17 protein-coding genes are annotated in these 18,672 nt (G+C 62.7%); 8 read left to right on the top strand and 9 right to left on the bottom strand.

Annotated elements, in window-relative coordinates:
• Positions 1 to 295: 295 nt before the first annotated feature.
• The 6 genes from FBY20_RS19950 (at position 296) to FBY20_RS19925 (ending at position 4,206) form a co-directional block, all read left to right on the top strand.
• Complete coding sequence (locus FBY20_RS19950; RefSeq protein WP_056323273.1) at positions 296 to 520, top strand: CrpP-related protein; 225 nt, start codon at positions 296 to 298, stop codon at positions 518 to 520.
• A gap of 219 nt (positions 521 to 739) precedes the next feature.
• Complete coding sequence (locus tag FBY20_RS19945) at positions 740 to 994, top strand: hypothetical protein (RefSeq protein WP_056323270.1); 255 nt, start codon at positions 740 to 742, stop codon at positions 992 to 994.
• A gap of 310 nt (positions 995 to 1,304) precedes the next feature.
• Positions 1,305 to 2,162, top strand: a complete 858-nt coding sequence (locus FBY20_RS19940; protein WP_082586306.1) for a ZIP family metal transporter — start codon at positions 1,305 to 1,307, stop codon at positions 2,160 to 2,162.
• 168 nt (positions 2,163 to 2,330) lie between these two features.
• Complete coding sequence (hdeA, locus tag FBY20_RS19935) at positions 2,331 to 2,630, top strand: acid-activated periplasmic chaperone HdeA (RefSeq protein ID WP_056323268.1); 300 nt, start codon at positions 2,331 to 2,333, stop codon at positions 2,628 to 2,630.
• Between the two features lie 109 nt (positions 2,631 to 2,739).
• Complete coding sequence (locus FBY20_RS19930; protein WP_254595368.1) at positions 2,740 to 3,834, top strand: mechanosensitive ion channel family protein; 1,095 nt, start codon at positions 2,740 to 2,742, stop codon at positions 3,832 to 3,834.
• 63 nt (positions 3,835 to 3,897) lie between these two features.
• Complete coding sequence (locus tag FBY20_RS19925; protein WP_186350995.1) at positions 3,898 to 4,206, top strand: hypothetical protein; 309 nt, start codon at positions 3,898 to 3,900, stop codon at positions 4,204 to 4,206.
• Positions 4,207 to 4,268: 62 nt separating this feature from the next.
• Here FBY20_RS19925 and FBY20_RS19920 read toward each other — a convergent pair whose 3' ends face one another.
• Positions 4,269 to 5,354 carry a calcium:proton antiporter gene (locus tag FBY20_RS19920; RefSeq protein WP_056323262.1) on the bottom strand — a complete coding sequence of 362 codons (1,086 nt, stop codon included), beginning with the start codon at positions 5,352 to 5,354 and terminating at the stop codon, positions 4,269 to 4,271.
• 130 nt (positions 5,355 to 5,484) lie between these two features.
• Here FBY20_RS19920 and FBY20_RS19915 point away from each other — a divergent pair, with 130 nt between their 5' ends.
• Positions 5,485 to 5,955, top strand: coding sequence for a low affinity iron permease family protein (locus FBY20_RS19915; protein WP_142054164.1), 471 nt, complete (start codon positions 5,485 to 5,487; stop codon positions 5,953 to 5,955).
• 111 nt (positions 5,956 to 6,066) lie between these two features.
• Here the strand turns inward: FBY20_RS19915 and FBY20_RS19910 are convergent, their stop codons facing one another.
• From FBY20_RS19910 to FBY20_RS19885, 6 genes are all read right to left on the bottom strand, one after another.
• Positions 6,067 to 6,612 (bottom strand): hypothetical protein, encoded by a 546-nt coding sequence (locus FBY20_RS19910; RefSeq protein ID WP_142054162.1) that lies wholly within the window; start codon positions 6,610 to 6,612, stop codon positions 6,067 to 6,069.
• Positions 6,587 to 6,979: a phage holin family protein gene (locus FBY20_RS19905; RefSeq protein WP_056323258.1), complete on the bottom strand. Its 393-nt coding sequence runs from the start codon at positions 6,977 to 6,979 to the stop codon at positions 6,587 to 6,589. Before FBY20_RS19905 ends, FBY20_RS19910 begins: the two co-directional genes overlap by 26 nt.
• Positions 6,980 to 7,056: 77 nt before the next feature.
• Positions 7,057 to 8,745, bottom strand: a complete 1,689-nt coding sequence (locus FBY20_RS19900) for an ATP-binding protein (protein ID WP_142054161.1) — start codon at positions 8,743 to 8,745, stop codon at positions 7,057 to 7,059.
• Positions 8,732 to 10,252, bottom strand: a complete 1,521-nt coding sequence (locus FBY20_RS19895) for an ATPase domain-containing protein (protein WP_056323253.1) — start codon at positions 10,250 to 10,252, stop codon at positions 8,732 to 8,734. The genes FBY20_RS19900 and FBY20_RS19895 overlap by 14 nt, the downstream gene beginning before the upstream one ends.
• Before the next feature lie 243 nt (positions 10,253 to 10,495).
• Positions 10,496 to 11,548: an Ig domain-containing protein gene (locus FBY20_RS19890; protein ID WP_142054159.1), complete on the bottom strand. Its 1,053-nt coding sequence runs from the start codon at positions 11,546 to 11,548 to the stop codon at positions 10,496 to 10,498.
• Between the two features lie 283 nt (positions 11,549 to 11,831).
• Positions 11,832 to 12,605 (bottom strand): response regulator transcription factor, encoded by a 774-nt coding sequence (locus FBY20_RS19885; RefSeq protein ID WP_142054157.1) that lies wholly within the window; start codon positions 12,603 to 12,605, stop codon positions 11,832 to 11,834.
• A 324-nt stretch (positions 12,606 to 12,929) separates the two neighbouring features.
• On the opposite strand from FBY20_RS19885, the gene FBY20_RS19880 reads away from it, so the two are divergent.
• Positions 12,930 to 14,567 carry a mechanosensitive ion channel family protein gene (locus tag FBY20_RS19880; protein WP_142054155.1) on the top strand — a complete coding sequence of 546 codons (1,638 nt, stop codon included), beginning with the start codon at positions 12,930 to 12,932 and terminating at the stop codon, positions 14,565 to 14,567.
• Positions 14,568 to 14,589: 22 nt separating this feature from the next.
• Here the strand turns inward: FBY20_RS19880 and FBY20_RS19875 are convergent, their stop codons facing one another.
• Positions 14,590 to 15,864, bottom strand: a complete 1,275-nt coding sequence (locus FBY20_RS19875; RefSeq protein ID WP_174245434.1) for a patatin-like phospholipase family protein — start codon at positions 15,862 to 15,864, stop codon at positions 14,590 to 14,592.
• Complete coding sequence (locus FBY20_RS19870) at positions 15,861 to 18,620, bottom strand: beta-eliminating lyase-related protein (protein WP_142054153.1); 2,760 nt, start codon at positions 18,618 to 18,620, stop codon at positions 15,861 to 15,863. Before FBY20_RS19870 ends, FBY20_RS19875 begins: the two co-directional genes overlap by 4 nt.
• Positions 18,621 to 18,672 lie beyond the last annotated feature (52 nt).

The following is an 18,672-nucleotide window of genomic DNA, read 5'->3' as shown; positions in this document are numbered from 1 at the left end:
AGGCCGCGCACGTGTGGGATGGGAACGTTAGTTGCGGACGTCGAGGTGTCACAGCGACACAGTTATCGGATTCTGGTTGGGGAGCCCGGTGGCTGGCACGGCCTCGCCACGTCGCTGTGGCCTTGCGTTTTGTTTGAACCGTGAGTCTTTGCCCCGCATTGCGGGGCACTTTTTTGCGGATCGGCAGGCAGGTCTTACGGCGATGTAACAGAGAAACGCGAAGTTACACGCCCTTCGTTGCGCGAGCGTTTTGCGCTGGGCAAACTAGGCGCTCGCATCTTTTGGGAGAGTTGCCATGCAAGTGGATATCCAGAAGCTGGGAGCAGACGCCGCGCGCCAGGGGTTGACCCTTTTGGATTGCCCCTATCTTCGCACCGCAGCCATGCCTGCGCACACCGGCGAATCCGTCAATGAATGGCGCAGCCGCGTCGAGATGTGGAAAGCCGGCTGGAAAGACGGCGTCAAATCTCGGGCAGTGAGCCGCGCCCCTTCGTCCCCCTTCATGAGCACGCGCAGGTAGTATCCGCCTGCTGTGCATGTCCCGCCGGGCCCTGGACCTCGTCCAGGGCCCGAATTGCTTGGGGCCCTGGCAGCCTGGCCAGCCAACTACTGGTCGGTCGCTCAAACCATGCTGAGGTTGGTTGGGAATTATTGCACTTTGTTGCACCCTGGCGGAGGCAGTTTTTGGAAAATCCCGTGGCAGCACGATTCTCATACACCACACTCTCTGGAGCGCACGATGAATACTGAACAAGGTATTTGCGTAGATGGATTCAAAGTCCACTGCGACGTCATTGAGTTGCCCAGCGGCAAGTACCGGTTGGACGTCACGACCCGGCGTGACGGCGACCTTGAGGACCAGCAAGCAGTCTGGCCCATTCCGAGCGGCAAGCTGTTTTCGGCTCAGCATGAAGCCGAGCGGCACGCGAAGTGGATTCTCAAGGGCATCCGGCGCGTCGACCCTAGCGGCACGCCGCAGTTCTGCCTGACCTGACGCGCGCCGCGCGCGGTCCGCTGGAGCGCCTTCGGGCGCTCTTTTCATGGGACTTACCGGCCGCCCAGGCACGCGCATTGCTAGGGCTCGACGGCCACACCCGGCCGGCAGCCCCTGGTGAACAAAGCTCCGGTCTTCACCCTGAGGAGCATCCATGGATCGGCCATGCCACGGCTCACAACCGGATTCAACGTTGACCGCGTCTGCGCTTGCACGTCTTGCGGCAGCGCGCGGCCTCTTTTCGGGATCGTATTAAGTGCCCCGCCAGACTTCCCCAGCCGGCCAGGCGCTGCCGGACCCGCGGACCTCGATGCTGAGAGGTCTGATGGGAACGGGTCTGCTCGTCGTGTGCGGGCTGGGCGTGTTCGCGTTATGGCGATACCTGGACGCCGGCCATCCCGCAGTTGGCGCCGCCTTGTTGGGCGGCTTGCTCGCGGCGGGCGCGACCGCGCTGGGCGCGTTGCCGGTCGCGTTCTCGCAACGCGTGCCCGAGCGGGTGCAGGACACGCTGCTGGGATTCGGCGCGGGCATCATGCTGGCCGCCTGCGCGTTCTCGTTGATCATTCCGGGCCTGGACGCGGCCCGGCAACTCGGCAGCGGCCCCTGGGCCGCGGGACTGACCATAGCCGGCGCCATCCTGCTCGGCGCACTGGCGTTGCTGCTCTTGGACCGCGTGCTGCCCCACGAGCATTTCATCAAGGGCAAGGAAGGCAAACCGGCACGCAACCTGCGCCGTACCTGGCTGTTTGTCTTCGCCATCACGCTGCACAACTTTCCGGAAGGCCTGGCGATCGGCGTCGGCTACGCCGGCGCCGATCCCGTGCAGGCGGGTTCGCTCGCCATGGGCATTTCAATCCAGGACGTTCCCGAGGGACTGGTGGTGGCCATTGCCCTGCTCGCCGCGGGCTATCGGCGCGCATTCGCCGTTGGCTTCGGGATGGCATCGGGGCTCGTGGAGCCGCTGGGCGCCGTGCTTGGCGCGGCCATTGTGGGCTGGTCGGCCTCGCTCTTGCCCTGGGGATTGGGCTTTGCGGCTGGCGCCATGCTGTTCGTCATCAGCCACGAAATCATTCCCGAGACCCATCGAAAAGGCCACGAGGTTCCCGCGACCTGCGGCCTCATGCTGGGATTCGTGCTCATGATGCTGCTGGACACGGCGCTGCAATGATGTCGCCGGGCGTTGCGGCGTCACCGGTATAAGCGGATCCCCCTCCGCCATTGGATGTCGGCCGCGTTGACGACGCCCATCCGATTTCAGTAATGTAAATCGGTGAGCCTCCCGGCTCACTTATCCCTGTAAGCCGTTCCATCTGCAAGCCAACCCAGGAGCTCGAACATGAAGAAGCACCTACTGATGATTGGTCTCATTGGCTCGCTGACCTTTTCGGTCACCGGCCAGGCAGCTGATGCGAAAAAGCCTCTCGGCATGTGGCAATGCCAGGACTTCCTCGACGTCCAAGAGAGCTTCCGTCCCGTCGTCGTCAGCTATGCAGAAGCGCTGAACAACAAAGGCAAGCCCGAAGAGGCTGTGGTCGACGTAGAGGGCATCAGCACCCGCACGCCGATGCTGGTCAAGCAGTGCAACGAAAACCCCAAGCTCATGCTGCGCGACGCCTTGGCGGGTCTGAAAAAGTAAATGTCTCGACGCCCCTGAGGCTCAGGCTTCGGGGGCCTGCCTCGGCTTCCCAAGCGCACGAGGAACAACATTTGCTGCGGTCGGCGCTCCGTGCATGGGAGGCCCCGTAATGAATTCATGGATATTTGGAGATTGGCTCAACGCGCACCCGATGGCGCTTTGGATCATCGCACTCGGCGTGGGCGCGGTGCTTTTCATGGTGCTTGCGACCGTGCTGAAGGTGGTGCGCGCGCGGCTGGAGGCGCGCGCGCAATTGCCTGGCCATGGTTTCGCCAGCGCCATGTCGCAGATACTGCGGCGGACCAACTGGGTCGTGCTGGCGCTGCTGTGCCTGATGGCCGGCATCGACGTCAGCGATGCGCCCCTGCCCTGGAGCGGCGCCACCATCAGCCATCTGTGGTTCGTGCTGCTGGCGCTGCAGGGCGCCTTGTGGCTGGAGCGCGCCGTGGACGTGCTGGTGCGCCGCGCGGTGCTAGCACGTGGCGACGCCAGCCGCGTGACCGCCACCCTGCTCGGCCTGCTGCTACGCACCTTCGTCTGGGCCGTGGCGCTGCTGGCCATGCTGGACAACCTGGGGGTGAACATCACGGCGCTGGTCGCCAGCCTGGGCATCGGCGGGGTCGCCGTGGCCCTCGCCGTGCAGACCATCCTGAGCGATCTCTTCGCCTCCATTTCCATCGGCCTGGACAAGCCGTTTGAAGTGGGCGACTTCATCGTGTTCGGGGCAGTGGCCGGCAGCATCGAGCACATCGGCCTGAAGACCACGCGCATCCGCAGCCTGGGCGGCGAACAGATCGTGTGCTCGAATACCGAACTGCTCAAGCAGACGATCCAGAACTACAAGCGCATGCAGCAACGGCGCATCGTCTTCTCGGTACGCATCAGCTATAAGACCGACGTCGAACGTGCCGCGGCAGTGCCCGGCATCCTGCGCGACCGGATCAACGAGCAGAGCGATGTGCGATTCGACCGCGCCCACCTGGCGCGATTCGGCGACAGCGCGCTGGAGTACGAGGCCGTCTACTACTTGATGAGCGCGGATTACAACCGCTACATGGATACGCAGCAGTCCATCAACCTAGGCATCATGCGGTCGCTCAAGGCGGCAGGCATCGCGCTGGCGCTGCCCGAACGCATCGTCCACGTCAGCGCCGCCGATGGCGAGGCCGAGGCAGAACCCGTGATGGCGTCCGAGCGTGGGTAAGCGCGGGATGCGCGAGGGCAGGCACGGCACTTGCCGCCCAGGGACGTTTTCAAGGAGAGCACCATGAACGCACACCCTTCCCGCAGCCTCGATGCATCCGGCACCCGCGATCCGCGGCACGCAGGCGCGAACGCGGATGGCAATCCCGCCCCGGAACCGTCAACCGAAGACCAGGTGGACATCGCAGACCGTGTCCAGAAGGGCCTGGACAAGGCCAATGACCGGGAACGCGCACGCGAGGGCGAGTCCGTCGGCAAGGCGCCGGCCATCGATGGCAATCCCGCTCCGGAAGCGGATACCGACGGCGGAGTGTTCAAGCCCGCTGACGACACCCCTGCCGTGCTGCCCAAGAAATCTGGCCCGAAGGACTAGCCCTTACCGCCCGGAAAGCGGCACAGCCATGACCGGGCGAGCGCTTGCACCTGGCCCGCCCGCTACAACCCCAGCGACAGCAGCATCAGGAACGCCCCAAACAGCACAAAGTGCGTCAGGCCCTCGATGGCGTTCGTCTGCCCGTCGTTCAGGTTGATGGCCGCGACAACCAACGTGACCAGCATCATCAGCGTCTGCAGCGGCGTCATCGCCATGTTGATCCGCTGACCGGTGATCAAGGCCATCGCCTCCATCGCCGGCACGGTCAGGATCACCGTGGACAGCGACGCGCCCAATGCAATATTGACCACCGATTGCATGCGGTTGGCCAACGCCGCGCGAAACGCCGTCAACATCTCGGGCGCCGCCGAGATTCCCGCGACGACCAGTGCGATCAGGCCGACGGGCACATCCATCCCTTTCAGGCCGCGATTCAGCGAGTGCGACATCAGTTCGGCCAGCGCGCCCACCGCCACAATGCCCACCGCCATCACGACTGCCGACTGGCGCCAATTTGGCTGCGCGCCCGCCGGCGCGGGCTTGCGCGTCTTCTTGTCCGGATAGCTGTAGCTGAAAAAATAGCTGTGGGGCCCGGTCTGCATGCGCACGAACACGCCGTACATCAGCAGCATCGACACCACCGTGAAAGCGCTGTAGGCCCGCCAGCTTGGCTGCGGAACGAACTCGGGGATGATCATCGACACCGTGACGGCGGTCAGGATCATTACGCTGTACGTGCGCGCCGAATCGTCGTTGTAGGCCTGCTCGCCGTGCTTGAAGCCGCCGATCAGCGCGGCCACGCCAAGGATCCCGTTGATGTCCAGCATCACCGCCGAATAGATGCTGTCGCGCACCAGCGTCGGCGAGCCCGCCTTCGCCGACACGATCACCAGCACGATCACTTCGACCAGCACGGCCGACAAGGTCAGGATCATGCTGCCGTAGGGGTCGCCCAGCTTCTGCGCGATTCGTTCCGCATGGCGCGCAACACTGAGCGACGCGGCAAGAATCGCGGCGATCAGCACGACCGTTTCAACGAGGCTACCGGCTTGGCCTAGCCCTTCCAGATGCGGCTCAACAAAGAGCCCCGCGACCGCAAGCCCGCAGGCCAGCAGCAGGAACATTTCAGACTGCAGTAGGGATTTCATTGCGATATGGCGGGCGAAAAACACCGTGAGCCTAGCACGTGCCGTGCCGCGTGGCGCGCAAGCAATCGGGCATGAGGCTTGCTGTCGGGTTTTGCGTCACGCAGGTCCGAGCGTGTAGGAATGGAGCGCCATGCCGAAGAGAAATGCAGCAAAGCGGCGAGCAAAGTGCGAGCCGAAATCCCGGCCCGGGAAGGCCGGAAAAGTGAACCCGATCTCCCATTTTTTTGACCGCTTCGCATCGCAAGTCACGAAGAGAGCGGGATCGCCTGTCGCGTTCGGCATCGCGCTGATCGCCGTGGTCGTGTGGGCGTTCTCGGGCCCGGCCTTCGGGTTTTCCGAGACATGGCAGCTTGTCATCAACACCGGCACCACCATCATCACGTTTCTCATGGTCTTCCTGATTCAGCAAAGCCAGAACAAGGACAGCGAGGCGCTGCACCTGAAGCTGGACGAACTGCTGATTGCGGTGAAAGGCGCCGACGAGCAACTGGTCGACGCTGAACGACTGGACGAGGAAAAGCTGCTTGCCCTGGCGTCCGCGCTGACAAGCCGGGCGCGGAAACAGCATCGGCAACGCGCACGCAGTCGCCGCCGGCAGTGATGGGGTGCGGGTCCGTGGGCGCTCTTGGACCGGCCATGATCCGCCCGGGCATTGGACCCGCGAGGGTCCGCCCGTGCAGCAGGCGCGGTCGCGCCTCGCGTTTGCCTTGCGCTATGGAATCGATGAAACGTCACGGCCCGCCGGCGCGGACGGCACGGGAGGGGTCTGCCGGGTTCGCGGAGTGGGCGGAATGGTCTGCATGACTTGAGACTGCTGGACGTGCTGGGCGCGCTGACCTTGCTGCACACGCAATTTGCGCAGCCGCGCCACTTGAAGATCCAAAAGAGCCCGAAGCCGCTCGATCTCCGCGTCGTCGGCCGACCTGGCGGCAGCGGCGCGCACGTCCGCCATCATCTTCTCCAACCGGGCCAGTTCCGGGTCCGACATCGGATCGCTGACGCGCCGCACCTGCATGCGGCCCATCAGTTCCGCAACCCGGTCGCGCATGGCCACCGCTGCCATGGCGCGCAGCGGCTGGCGCAAAAAGCGCGGCCATCCCAGCGTCGCACCGGCGGCCAGCGCGGCCGTCCGGGCCCACGCCCCGCCCGCTCTGTTGAGCGGTAAACGTCGCGGCATGGGAACATCGAGCGCCTGGCGGTCGCGCTCCATCTTGGCCAGCAGGGCCTCTTTATCAGCCAGTGTGGTCGTCTTGGGCATAATGGCTCCGTGCAGCAGCGGTATCCAGGCGCACCTGATGACTCAGTTCCGCGAAGGGCGACGCTTTCGGCGCGCTCCGTGTCGAAATGACCAGCGAAATCATCGTGATCAGCAGCCAGGCGCCGGCCACCAGCCACGCGGCCAGCTTGCGATGCTCGGTATCCCAAAAGCTCACAATCGCGGCCACCGAGATAAACCCCAGCGTGCCCAACCCGCAAAACACAAGGGCCACGCTGCTGATCACGGTGGCCACCAGCGCCGAGCGGTAAAGGGACAACTCGATCCCCACCAACTCCACATAGTCCCCCGAGCGTTCGGCGGCAAAGGCCGCGATGCGGCGCAATCTACGCAATCGTTCTGCAATCATGGCGTCTCCTTGGCGCGTGGCTGTCAAGCCTGGCGGGCAGGGCTCGCGCAGCAATTGCCATTCCCGCGCCAGGACGGCTACGTCCGCCCCGACGCGCGCCCGCCAGTCAATCGGATCAATAGGCCCGCCAGTTGCTCGAGCCGGTAAGGCTTGGGCAGAAGCGGAATGCCTTCCTGCCCAGCCTTTTTCACTTCCTCGCCCATGAATCCGGTCATCAGCGCCACCGGCAGCCCCGGGTTCCGGATACGCACTTCCCGGGCCAATTGGATGCCGTTCTTACCGCCCGGCATCATGGCATCCGTCAACATGACGTCAACGCGGCCATCGCCGTTCAGCACTTCCAACGCCTCGGCGGCACTGGAAGCGGGCGTGACCGCATAACCCAGCTCTTGCAGCATGCTGGCCGTCAACGCGGCCACTTCGGCGTCATCTTCAACCAGCAAGACATTCAACGTCGAGGCGCGTTCCCGAACCGCACGCACATCGGCCGGGCGGCCGCGCGTGGCGGCTTGTTTTGCCGACCGGGGCAGACACACCGAGACGGTGGTTCCCATGTCCGGCTGTGTGGAAAGCTCGATGGCGCCGCCCGACTGCTTGGCAAATCCATACGCTTGCGGCAGCCCCAGGCCCGATCCCTTGCCAACATCCTTGGTGGTGAAGAATGGCTCGAACACGCGCGCCGCCACCTCTGCGGACATGCCCGTGCCGGTATCCGTCACGCGCAACGCAACGTGGTCGACCGTCAACTCGCCCTGCCCCGGCGCGGCCACGTTCTCGGTCCGGATTTCAATCACGCCGCCGTTGGGCATGGCATCGCGCGCGTTGACCGCCAAATTCAGGATGACGAGTTCAAGCTCGCCCGGATCGACCTCCACCGGCCACAGGCCGTCGGCCAACGCCAGCGACACGACAATGTCGCCGCGCAGACTGCGCTCCAGCATGTCCAGCATGTCGCGAACGACTGTGTTCAGGTCCACCACCTGTGGGCGCAAGGCCTGGCGGCGGGCAAACGTCAGCAACTGCCGCGACAACGAGGCGCCCCGGTCCACCGCCTGCCGCATCGACGCATACAGGCGTGTGCGCCGCGCGTCGTCGATGGGACGCTGCAGCATTTGCAGTCCCCCCGAAATGACCATCAGCAGGTTATTGAAATCGTGGGCCACGCCCCCCGTCAGTTGTCCCAGCGCCTCAAGCTTCTGGGCCTGGCGCAGCGACTCTTCAATCCGGCTGCGCTCGAGCATCTGTTGCTGAAGTTCGGCATTGGCCATTTCCAGCTCCCGGGTCCGGCTTGCCACCATGGACTCGAGCGCCTGGGCCGCCTGCTTCTCGGCCAACAGCAGAGAACGGATCTCATACTGGCGCATCCTTGCGCGCGCTGCCGTCTGCACCATCGTGGTCAGGGCAAGGCTTTGGGTCGGCCGCTCCAGCAGCGACACGTTGCCCAGCAGCTCCGTCATCTTCTTGCGCCACCGCACGACGGGTCCGCTCTGCGACTTGCCGGTCAGCACGACAAACGGCAGTCCGGACCAGGCCGGCTGCGCCTTCAGCCATTCGCTCACCAAGTCCAGATTCTTGCCGAACAGCCCTTCCTCGGTGATGCAAGCCGTCAGGGCGCCGGTTTCCGCCTGCATCAGCAGGTCTTCCGCATCCTTGCACACGTATGTAGAGAAGCCGGCGCGCTGCAGCAGCCGCGCGCCGGCCGTGCCATCGCGACCGATCGGGGCATACACCAGAACACGCGCTTCGGCATCCTCAGGACGAAGCATCGGGTACGCTCAATAGTCGCAGGTCTTCGCCCGTGTACTGCGGGGTGCCCGAAAACAGTCCATGGAAGGCGGTCAAGGGCGGCCCCAGGGTCAGACCTGCCGACGACATGGTGAACTCGCGCATCACGTGTTCGTGCGCGCCGCTGCGTTTCTTGACGACCGAAATCGCACGGCGCACGCGTCCGCCGTATTCGAAGTAACGCAACATGATTACCGTATCGCTCAGATAACTGATGTCCAGCGGCGTTTCCATCGGGCCCACCAGCCCATGCTCGGCAAGCACCATCACGGTCGTCACCCCCTGCTGGCCAAGGTAACTGAGCAGTTCGTGCATCTGCAGAATCAGAAACCGTCCGTCGGGCATGGCGTTCATATACCCGTTCAGGCTGTCGAAAATCACGATGCGCGCGCCGCCCTGCTCGACAGCGCGGCGCACCAACGCCGTAAATTCGCCCGGGGACATTTCGGCCGGGTCGATTTGCTTGAAGTTCAGCAACCCGGCATCCAGCGCGGTATCCAGTTCCATCCCCAGCGCGCGGGCACGCGCAAAAAATGTGGACCGGGTTTCGTCAAACGCAAAAATTGCCGCATGCTCGCCTCGCTGCGTTGCGGATGCCGCGTAGGTGGCAGCCAACGAGGACTTGCCCACGCCGGCCGCGCCAATCAACAGGGCGTTGGTACCACGGTCCAGGCCGCCGCCCAACAGGCTGTCCAGCTCCGCATTGCCGCTGGGGGTGGGCGTCGGGTGAAACTCCCTGTGATGCTCGGCAGCGACGAGCCGCGGATAGACCTCCAGGCCTCCCCGCTTGATCGTGAAGTCGTGATAACCGCCCCGAAAGTCCACGCCGCGCATTTTAAGAACGCGCAGCCGTCGCCGCTGGGCGCCGTAATCGACCGCCACCTGCTCAAGAGCGATGACGCCGTGCGAAATGGAGTGCAGCTGCAGGTCGTCCTCTTTGGCCGCCTGGTCGTCCAACAGAATCACGGTGCATTGGCGATTCGCGAAGAAGTGCTTCATTGCCAGGATCTGGCGGCGATAGCGCAGAGAGCCCTGCGCCAGCAGTCGAAGTTCAGAGAGGCTGTCAACGACGACCCGCGACGGATTCAGCGATTCCACCTTGTCCAGAATGAGCCGCGTGGTTTCGGTCAGCTCCATCTCTGCGGGGTGCAAGACCGTGAGCTCGCGCTCGGGGTCCAGCACGTCTTCCGACACGATTTCCAGGATCTCGACGCCATCCAACGACCATCCATGGCGGTGCGCGACGAGGTTGAGCTCAGCCGGACTTTCCGACAACGCGACATACAGCGCGCGCTCGCCCTGGCGGACACCCTCCAGCAGAAACTGCATGCCCATGGTGGTCTTGCCAGCGCCTGGACGCCCTTCGCAGAGATACATCCTGTTGGGATCCAAACCGCCGCCCAGAATATCGTCAATCCCGGAATTACCGGTCGAAATGCGGGGTTCAGGCTTGAAAGCCGCAGTCTGTTCTTCAATCGATGCGCTCATGGCTTTCCCGTAAATACGAGTTAAGCACCAAGCATATCGCCATCGGCAAATGGGATCAGCCGCTCAGACGGAAAGAGATGTTACGTACTGAATCGCTGCGGTGGGGCACAGGGGGGTTGTGCAATAAAAGGAAAACCCCGGGGTGCAGCACCACAGGGCGCGATTCCAATACGTCCCCAAAAAATAAAAACCCGCCTTCCAGAATGCGGAAGGCGGGTTTTTTATTCTTACTTAATGCTTCGGCTACTCGAACGAAATCTGAAGCTGGGGATTGATCTTCCATTCGAATCGGGCACTTGCCTCGCCGCCACCGGCGTCTTGGGCCAGCACCACGTAACGGCCCTCTTGCGGCGTGGGCGGCACCAGACCGCGCAGCGTGCCGGTGGCCTCGTCGAACTTCAGGCCTTCGGGAAGTCGGGCAGGCGTCGTGCCGTCCTTGTCGAAGAGCGCGTAGCGCACCGCGCCGCTACCGCCCGTGGCGTTCACCACCGGCAATGCCGTCGGCATCGTGGCGCCGGCTGTGAGTTCGATCGGGTTGGTCGAGATTTCGAGCGCGGGCGCCAGGTTGAAGTCGACCGGAATGGAAACGCGGGCGCCGCCTTCGTCGCTGATGGTGGCGGTCAGGCCGGCCATTTTTTCCAGAGACTTGGGCACCGCGCCGCTGACGCGGCCGCTGCCGTCGAGCACCAAGCCGGACGGGATACGCATGGCGCTGCCATCAGCGTTTGAATAGGACACCGCGTAGTTGCCGGTGCCGCCGCTGACGTTGATGAACTTGACGGGGCTTTTGATCCGGCCGCCCGCCGTCGCTTGAATGGAACCGCCTTCGACATTCAAAGGCGGGTTGATGGTCAGTTGCACCGCCCGGCTGGCCTTGCCGCCACCGCTGTCTTCGACCTGGATCAGGTAGGTAAGCGTCTTGGGGCTGGCGACGGAGGGTGCGGCGCCCGAGAGCGAGCCGTCGGATCCGAACACCAGGCCGGCGGGCAGTTCGGCGGGCTTGCCGCTGGTGTCGAGCAACCGGAAGTTCAAGGTGCCGGTTCCGCCGGAGGTACGCACACGGATCAATTGCGAATTAAGCGTTGCGCCCGACGTGATGGACAGCCCCTTGTCGGGAGCAATGGCCGTGCCGCGGGACCGGGCAATTTCCTGACTGCCCGTGGACGTCGGGGAGGCGGCAGGCGTGCCCTTGACGGGCGCGGCGCGTTGCGAGATTTTGCCCACGGGCGGTTTGAAGTCTTCGGCAGCGATGGCTTGGCCTGGCTTGACTGCGATCAGTCCAACAGCGACTCCCAAGCACGCGAATCGGGAGATTATTTTTTTATTCATAACAGTCCTTGTGACTCAATCAACGATGCGCTCTGCGCGTTAAATATCACTCAACAGGCCGAGCGCAAAAACGCTCGGCCTGCGAGACCCAATAACCGCGTGCGCCTCAGACAAACTTGACGCTCCGCCATGTCTCTTTGCATTTACATCGCAGAACCGCGCAAGGCTGCAGGCCACGATCAGCACTGACGTATCGGAAGACTGGGCGACACATTATTTCAAGAACAAGACGCTGGAATGGAGAGTAAAACTACCCTTTTGCCAGCACATAATCGGATTGCCCCTCGCTCGAGCGCCAGTCAGTGCCAGGCTTTATCAGACCGATGAACAGCCGGGCCAACGCAAGCGAAGAATTGATATTCAGCTTGGAATAAACGCGCGCCTTGTGGTTGTCGACGGTTCGCACGGAGATATGCAGATGCTCCGCGATTTCCTTGCTGGAATGACCTGCAATCACGCCTTGAACGATCACAAGCTCACGCTGCGTCAGCAGCGCCTTTCGCGCTTCTTCCTGTTCCGCCCGCACGCGATTCAGATGCGCGCGGCGGCTCAGGCGCAGCGCAAAGTGAATGGCATGGGATAGACGGCTGGAATTGAGCGGCTTGGCAAAGAAGTCCACCGCACCGCGCCGCATGGCCTCGACGGCGTCGCCGAATTCAGGCTCGGACTTGATGAAGATCATCGGCAGGGCGGCGTTTGCCTGGGCCAAATCACGATCGACAGCCCTGTCTGCGGTCAATTTTCCAAAGTCCATGATCAGGCAGTCGCACTCGCCCTCGGAATAAATAGACAGGAAATCACGCACTGTCCGGCTCTGTATGACGTCGATGGAAAAATTGGCCAGGATCCGACGAACGGCCCATTCCGATGACTCGTCCTCGTCGACGATATAGGCCTTGGCGCCGATGGGAAATGGGTCCGCGTGGGCCGCCCGCACCGCCACCCCGCGCGGCGCATGGAACGCGTCATGGATAAACCGAGGGTGGTACTGCCCCCAGTGCAGCGACTGTTCGGAATACGGCATCGTCTGTTATGGCAAGAACGCAAAATCGCGCATCCCGGCAATCTGGGTAGCACTGCGCGCAAGTGACGAAGTATAGGAACGCGTCCACAAGCGTTCCCATCAGAAATCTTCGATTCTTTGGGCCGTCCGTCGCGCTGGCGCCTCGCGTGGCACCGGCATCCATTGCTGTCGGCGTTTTCATGATGGAAGTCAACATCGACGCTGCCCTAATCCGCAATTCTGTGCTGATGGTCGTCATGCCGGTTGAATCGTCCGGAGCGAGCCTTGCGCCCACGCTCGCCGGTGAAGCACGACTCAACGATGCGGTGAGCGTGGGAGACACAAATGGCCCGCAGACTCAAGTCGTTCATCCTGGCCGCCGTGTTGTTGGCGCCCCTGCTCGCGTTCGGGGCCGCTGGCGACGAGGCGCGTTCCACGGCCCCTGCCCTTGAATTGACGCTGGAAACAGCCCCCGTCGAGATCGACGGGCAGGTGCTGTTCACGGTCCGTGGGCTGTCATCGTTTCCCGCCGAGAAACGGGCGCAATCCATTGGGCGAAGAATCGAGGAAGCGGCCGGCAATGCCGCCTTCGCGAGCGCCGGACTGAAAGTGGACACCATCGAAACCGGCTCGGTCATCCTGGCAGGCAAGACGGCATTGATGGTCGTCACGGATGCGGACGCCCAGCTCGAGCAAACCACGCGCGAGAACCTCGCGGCCTTGCACCTGGCGCGCATTCGCCAGGCCATCGACGAATTCCGGCTGACCCGCAGCACGGACTATCTGATCAAGGCGGCCCTACACGCGGCCGGCGCCACCGTCCTGCTGGCGGCAGGCATTGCGGTCTTGCCGTTGCTCAATCGCTGGCTGGACAAGGCCCTCTCCAGGATTCTGAAGCGTCGCGTTCACGACGTGGACATCCAGTCGTTCGAGGTCGTGCGATCGGACACGATCTGGAAAGCGTTGCATGGCGTGATCCTGGCGATCGGGATCATGACCATCGTCGTGTCGATCTACGCATACCTGCAATACGTGCTTGCGCTCTTTCCCTGGACCCGTTCTGTCTCGAACGACTTGCTCAACCTGTCGACCCATGCTGTCCGCAGACTTGGGAAGTCCACGGCCGAGATCATTCCCGACGTCCTGATTCTGATCATCATCTATCTCCTGACCCGCTTTACGCTGGCCCGGGCCCGGAAATTCTTCGCCGCAGTGGAGCAAAAGCGCGTCGTCTTCACGCAGTTCGAACCGGAATGGGCCATGCCGACCTACAAGCTGCTCCGGGTGCTGATCCTGGCGTTTGCGGTGGTCGTTGCGTACCCCTACATTCCTGGCTCCGAAACCGCAGCCTTCAAGGGCATCTCGATCTTCATCGGCCTCATGCTGTCGTTAGGCTCTTCCACGGCAATATCCAACCTTATCGCGGGCTACCTGATGACCTACCGGCGGGTTTTCAAGGTCGGGGATCGCGTAAAGGTGGGCGATGTCGTCGGCGAAGTCGTGACCGTCCGCCTTCAGGTGACGCATCTGCGTACGACTAAAAACGAAGAGGTGACGATACCGAACTCCCAGATTCTGAACAGCGACGTCACGAATTACAGTTCCCTTGCCGGCACCAAAGGTTTGATTCTTCACACCACGGTCGGAATCGGCTACGAGGTGCCGTGGCGGCAGGTCGAGGCGATGATGCTCACCGCCGCCGGGCGGACCGCCGGCGTGCTTTCAGATCCGAGCCCCTTCATTCTCCTGACCAAACTGGGAGATTTTTCGGTTTCATACGAACTGAACGTCTATGTGCGCGACACAGAAATGATCGGCAAACGCTACGCCGAGCTGCACCGCCACATCATTGATGTCTTCAACGAATACCAGGTGCAAATCATGACGCCTGCCTACGAGGGAGACCCCGAACAGCCCAAGATCGTGCCGCCGGAACATTGGTACTCCGCGCCTGCGTCTCGGGACGTAAGAGCCAAGCCCTGACACGCGCGACGCACCCCGCGATCTATTTGCCGGGTGAATCAACCGTCGGCAACGCGAAACCCGGCGGCGCATGGGACCACGGGAAGCCCTTCAATGCCATGTCATAGGCGGTGTCGTAGAGCGATCGCATGTATTCCGTGTCGAACTCCTCTCGATGCGGCGCCCGAAAGCTCGATGGAATGAACGCAAGGTTGAACTGGACGCCATCACGGTGCGCCGTCGTGTAGATGCGGTAAAGATCACCAATACCTTGGCTTTGAATCATGGACGCGACCGCGCGCGCAGCGATGCTCATTGTGGCGCGCTGCACCTGAATCCAGTCCGCGTCCAGACGGGCGTTGCGGATGATATAGAGTTCCCGCTCGCGATTGGCGCCGCGCAGCGTCGCTTCCTCAGCGATGCGCAGGGTAACGGGATAGGCAAAAACTTGCGCCACCACACCGCCATCAACGTGCATCTCCTGGTAGCGTCGTCCGCCGGCTTCCACGTCAATCATCATCGGAGGAAAAGCGCCCGGAATCGACGTCGAGGCGACCATGACCTTTACGAACAGGTCCAATGCCGCAGGACCGCCGTAAGCGGCAATCTTCCCCATATCCCAGATGACGCCACGGCCGGTATCGAGGTCCGTGGTGCCGATCATCAGCATGCGCCCCTTGGCGTGCTCGGCGGCGATCTCCTCCAGGAACTCCTGGGTCACGAACTTTCGGGTCAGGGCCAATAGCGGACGGTTGTCCGCCATCGCGTCGCTCAACACGCCGCCAAGCAAACTGCGCTTGATCATCACGTCGTCTGGCGAAGTCGTTGTATAGACTTCCTTGAGCGTCGCATCATATTTCTTGCCGGCAAAAGCGAAAGGGGCAATCAGCGCACCCGTGCTGATGCCGGTCACAAGCTTGAACTCCGGTCTGGTGCCTGTTTCCGTCCATGCGTTCAACAACCCCGCAGCAAACGCCCCGTTGTCGCCACCCCCAGAAATCGCAAGGAATACAGCGGGTCCCAGCTTGCCCGAATACCCCCGCCTCGCAAGATAATCCTGTTCCCTTTTCAACGACTCGTAGGCCGCCTGAATGATTTTTGGCGAGTCGGCCACAACCAGATAGCGCACACCAGGCATTCCAGGAACTTCAACCTGGTCGACCAAGCCGTGTGGCACCGCCTGCAACCTGGCGGGTGTCGCGGTGCACCCTTGAAGAAACAGCCCGGCCGCCATGATCAGGGCAAGGCCGAACGCAGCGTCAAGGCGCCGCCTTCCTGCAAAAAGCGTCTTGAACAGCGTCACGAAGATTCTGCTCATGCTCTATTTCCTTCGGCGCCTCTGAAGACCGACGGCTTTATCAGCTTGATGCCGCGCGCCCCGTTATAGCCATGGATCTCTTTGACGTCGAGCTTGCGCATGAACTCAATGGTGTTCGCGTCGATGATCTGGCCTGGCACCATGATCGGAAAGCCCGGCGGATAGGGGATGACGAAATTCGCTGACACCAGCGGGGGGCCCGCCTCCAGGCGCTTGTCAATATCTTGACTAGACAGCGGCAGGTATTCGCAATCCGCTTCGTTGTAGGCCGCGAAGAAGGCGTCTCGCATGTTGCCTTCCTGCGTGGGGCTGCGCGGGTCATCCCGGTAGCCGTCATGAAAGCGGCTGAAGTTGGGAAGGCTGGGCACATCTTCCATCAGGCTCCTGACTTTCTCGGCGAACTCTGCCCTGCCCGCTTCGCCGCTTTCCTTGAATCCTGATTCGATTTCCTCGGAAATTTCCAGCAGCACCTTGATAAGCATCGCGACGTCACTGCGTGTGTTGTTGATATTGCTCTGAAGCAAAACGCTATTGCGTGAGGTCTTGTTGAGTTGGATGTTGTAGCGGGAAGCCAGCAGGTTCTTGAACGTGGTGCCGTCGTATCCCGCCGTGCCGCACACCAGCGTCAGCCGGGTCGGGTCCAGGCAGAACTCGTCTTCCTTGAAAGACTTCACGGCCGTCAGCCAGTTCATGCCCGGCGCCAGATAGTCGGCAAAGCCCGATGCGCGAAATTCCTCGGGGATCATCTTGTCGGCCCCCAGCACGCTGAAGTACCGCGAAATCAGTGGATGATTCGCGACCTCGCGGCGGATGGCCAGGGCGACCTCGATGGCGCGCATGACCAGCTCGTAGCCCTCCAGCTCCATCTGACGGCGAGCCACATCCAGCGAGGCAATGATCTGCGCATTGGGCGAGGTGGATGCATGGATGAACACCGCTTCGTGGAATGCCGAGACATGGTGCTCGTAGTCTTCATCGCGCACGGCGATGATCGATCCCTGTCTTAGGCTAGACATGGATTTGTGCACCGAATCCGTCTCGTAGACGCGTACGCGCATGGCCCGCGGATTGGGAACCAGGACGCGATCCAGCAGCCTCGGATCCTGGGGGTCCAGATCCTCGCCAAGTTCGCGGCACTGTGCCTGCCAGGCCTCGAGCGCCTTGGGGTCGTCGCGCCATGCCTGCAGCGCGGCCGCGGCGCCCATCGCCGTGCGCATGCGCAAGAATGGCGACCAGCGCGCAAACCCGAACCACGCCTCGTCCCACAGGAAAATCAGGTCGGGCTTGATGGCCAGGCACTCGGCCATGACGCGCTGGGTGTTGTAGATGTGCCCGTCGAAGGTGCAATTGGTCAGCGTGACCATGGCCACCTTGTCCAGGCGCCCCGCCGACTTCAGCGCCAGCAGCGCCTCTTTGACCGTGCGCAGCGGAACCGCGCCATACATCGAATACTCCGTCATCGGAAAGGCTTCCACATAAAGCGGCTGCGCGCCCGACAGAACCATCCCGTAGTGGTGCGACTTGTGGCAGTTGCGGTCCACGATCACGATGTCGCCCGGTTTCGTCACTGCCTGGTAGACCATCTTGTTCGACGTGGACGTGCCATTGGTCACGAAGAACACGTGGTCCGCGCCGACTGCGCGCGCGAACTTCTCCTGGGCGACCTTGATGTTTCCCGTGGGCTCCAGCATGCTGTCCAGGCCGCCTGTCGTGGCGGACGTCTCCGCCAGGAAGAGGTTCAATCCGTAGAATTCGCCGAAGTCGCGAATCCAGTTGGACTTGATGATCGACTTGCCCCGCGCGATGGGCAGCGCATGAAATGTGCTGATCGGCTTGGCAGCATACTGCTTGAGATTGTCGAAGTGAGGCGTGGATTGCCGATCGCGCACGCCCTCCAGAATGTTCAGGTGCACCTCCATGGGCTCTTCGACCTCATAGAAGACGCGGCGGATCGCCGAGGCGCTGGGGTCGCCCGCCAGTTGTTCCACGTTTCGGTCGGTCAGCAGGTAAATGTCCAGCTCCGGCCGGATGCGGGAGATCATGTGGGCCAGCCGCACGCCGATCTCGCGCGGCGCGTCGACCGTCATGTCCAGGTGCTCGTAGACGCTCAGAAAATCCCGCAGCAATGGGGCATCGTGCTTGGAAGGGATGGGGATGCCGTCATAGATGACGACGGCCTCCAGCTTGCCGTTGAGAATCGTGGCAAGCAAGGCATCTTCGACGCTTCCGACCAATACGGGCTCGTAGATCAGCGGGTCGTCGTGCCGCCGCAGCTCACGGATTTCTCGGGTAATCGCCGCAGCGCGGGCGGCGGGCGCCGGGCTCACGAATAGCGCCTCGAAGTATGGCCGGCTGGAGTGGCTTCCCGCCAGTCCGGGCGGGGTGCGGTCGGGCCCTTCGGCGGAGAATTCCTCTGTCGCCTGCCATTCGCCCTCGTCGTAGCGATAACTGCCCGATAGCAGGGAGTTGCTCATGCGCAGGATGAGACGCGCCGCGCCCATGCCGTCGCCGTCTGCAATCCGCTCGTCCAGCGCGTGCAGCAACCGCACGCCAGGGTAGGCGAAGTAGCTCTCCATCGGGCGCAGGTCCGCCAGCGCTTCCTGCACAGGTTCCGCGCCCGCGCCGGTCCTGGCGCACCGGACTTCGGCGGCCCAGGCTTGCGCCTTGGCATTCAGGTCGCGCCACCGGTCCAGGCGCGCGGCCGAGTTCGAGAGCAGGTGGTCAAGTTGGCGGTGATCGTTGGTGTCGGATGTCATGGCAGTCCCCAGATGGCCGGCATAAGCCTCGGCAGACAACCAGCCGAGGCGC

It is taken from the genome of Achromobacter sp. SLBN-14, assembly GCF_006715415.1.
GTDB classification, from domain to species: Bacteria; Pseudomonadota; Gammaproteobacteria; order Burkholderiales; family Burkholderiaceae_B; genus Achromobacter; species Achromobacter mucicolens.
The sequence above is the reverse complement of the archived record's forward strand: the minus strand, read 5'-3'. Positions and strand labels throughout refer to the sequence as shown.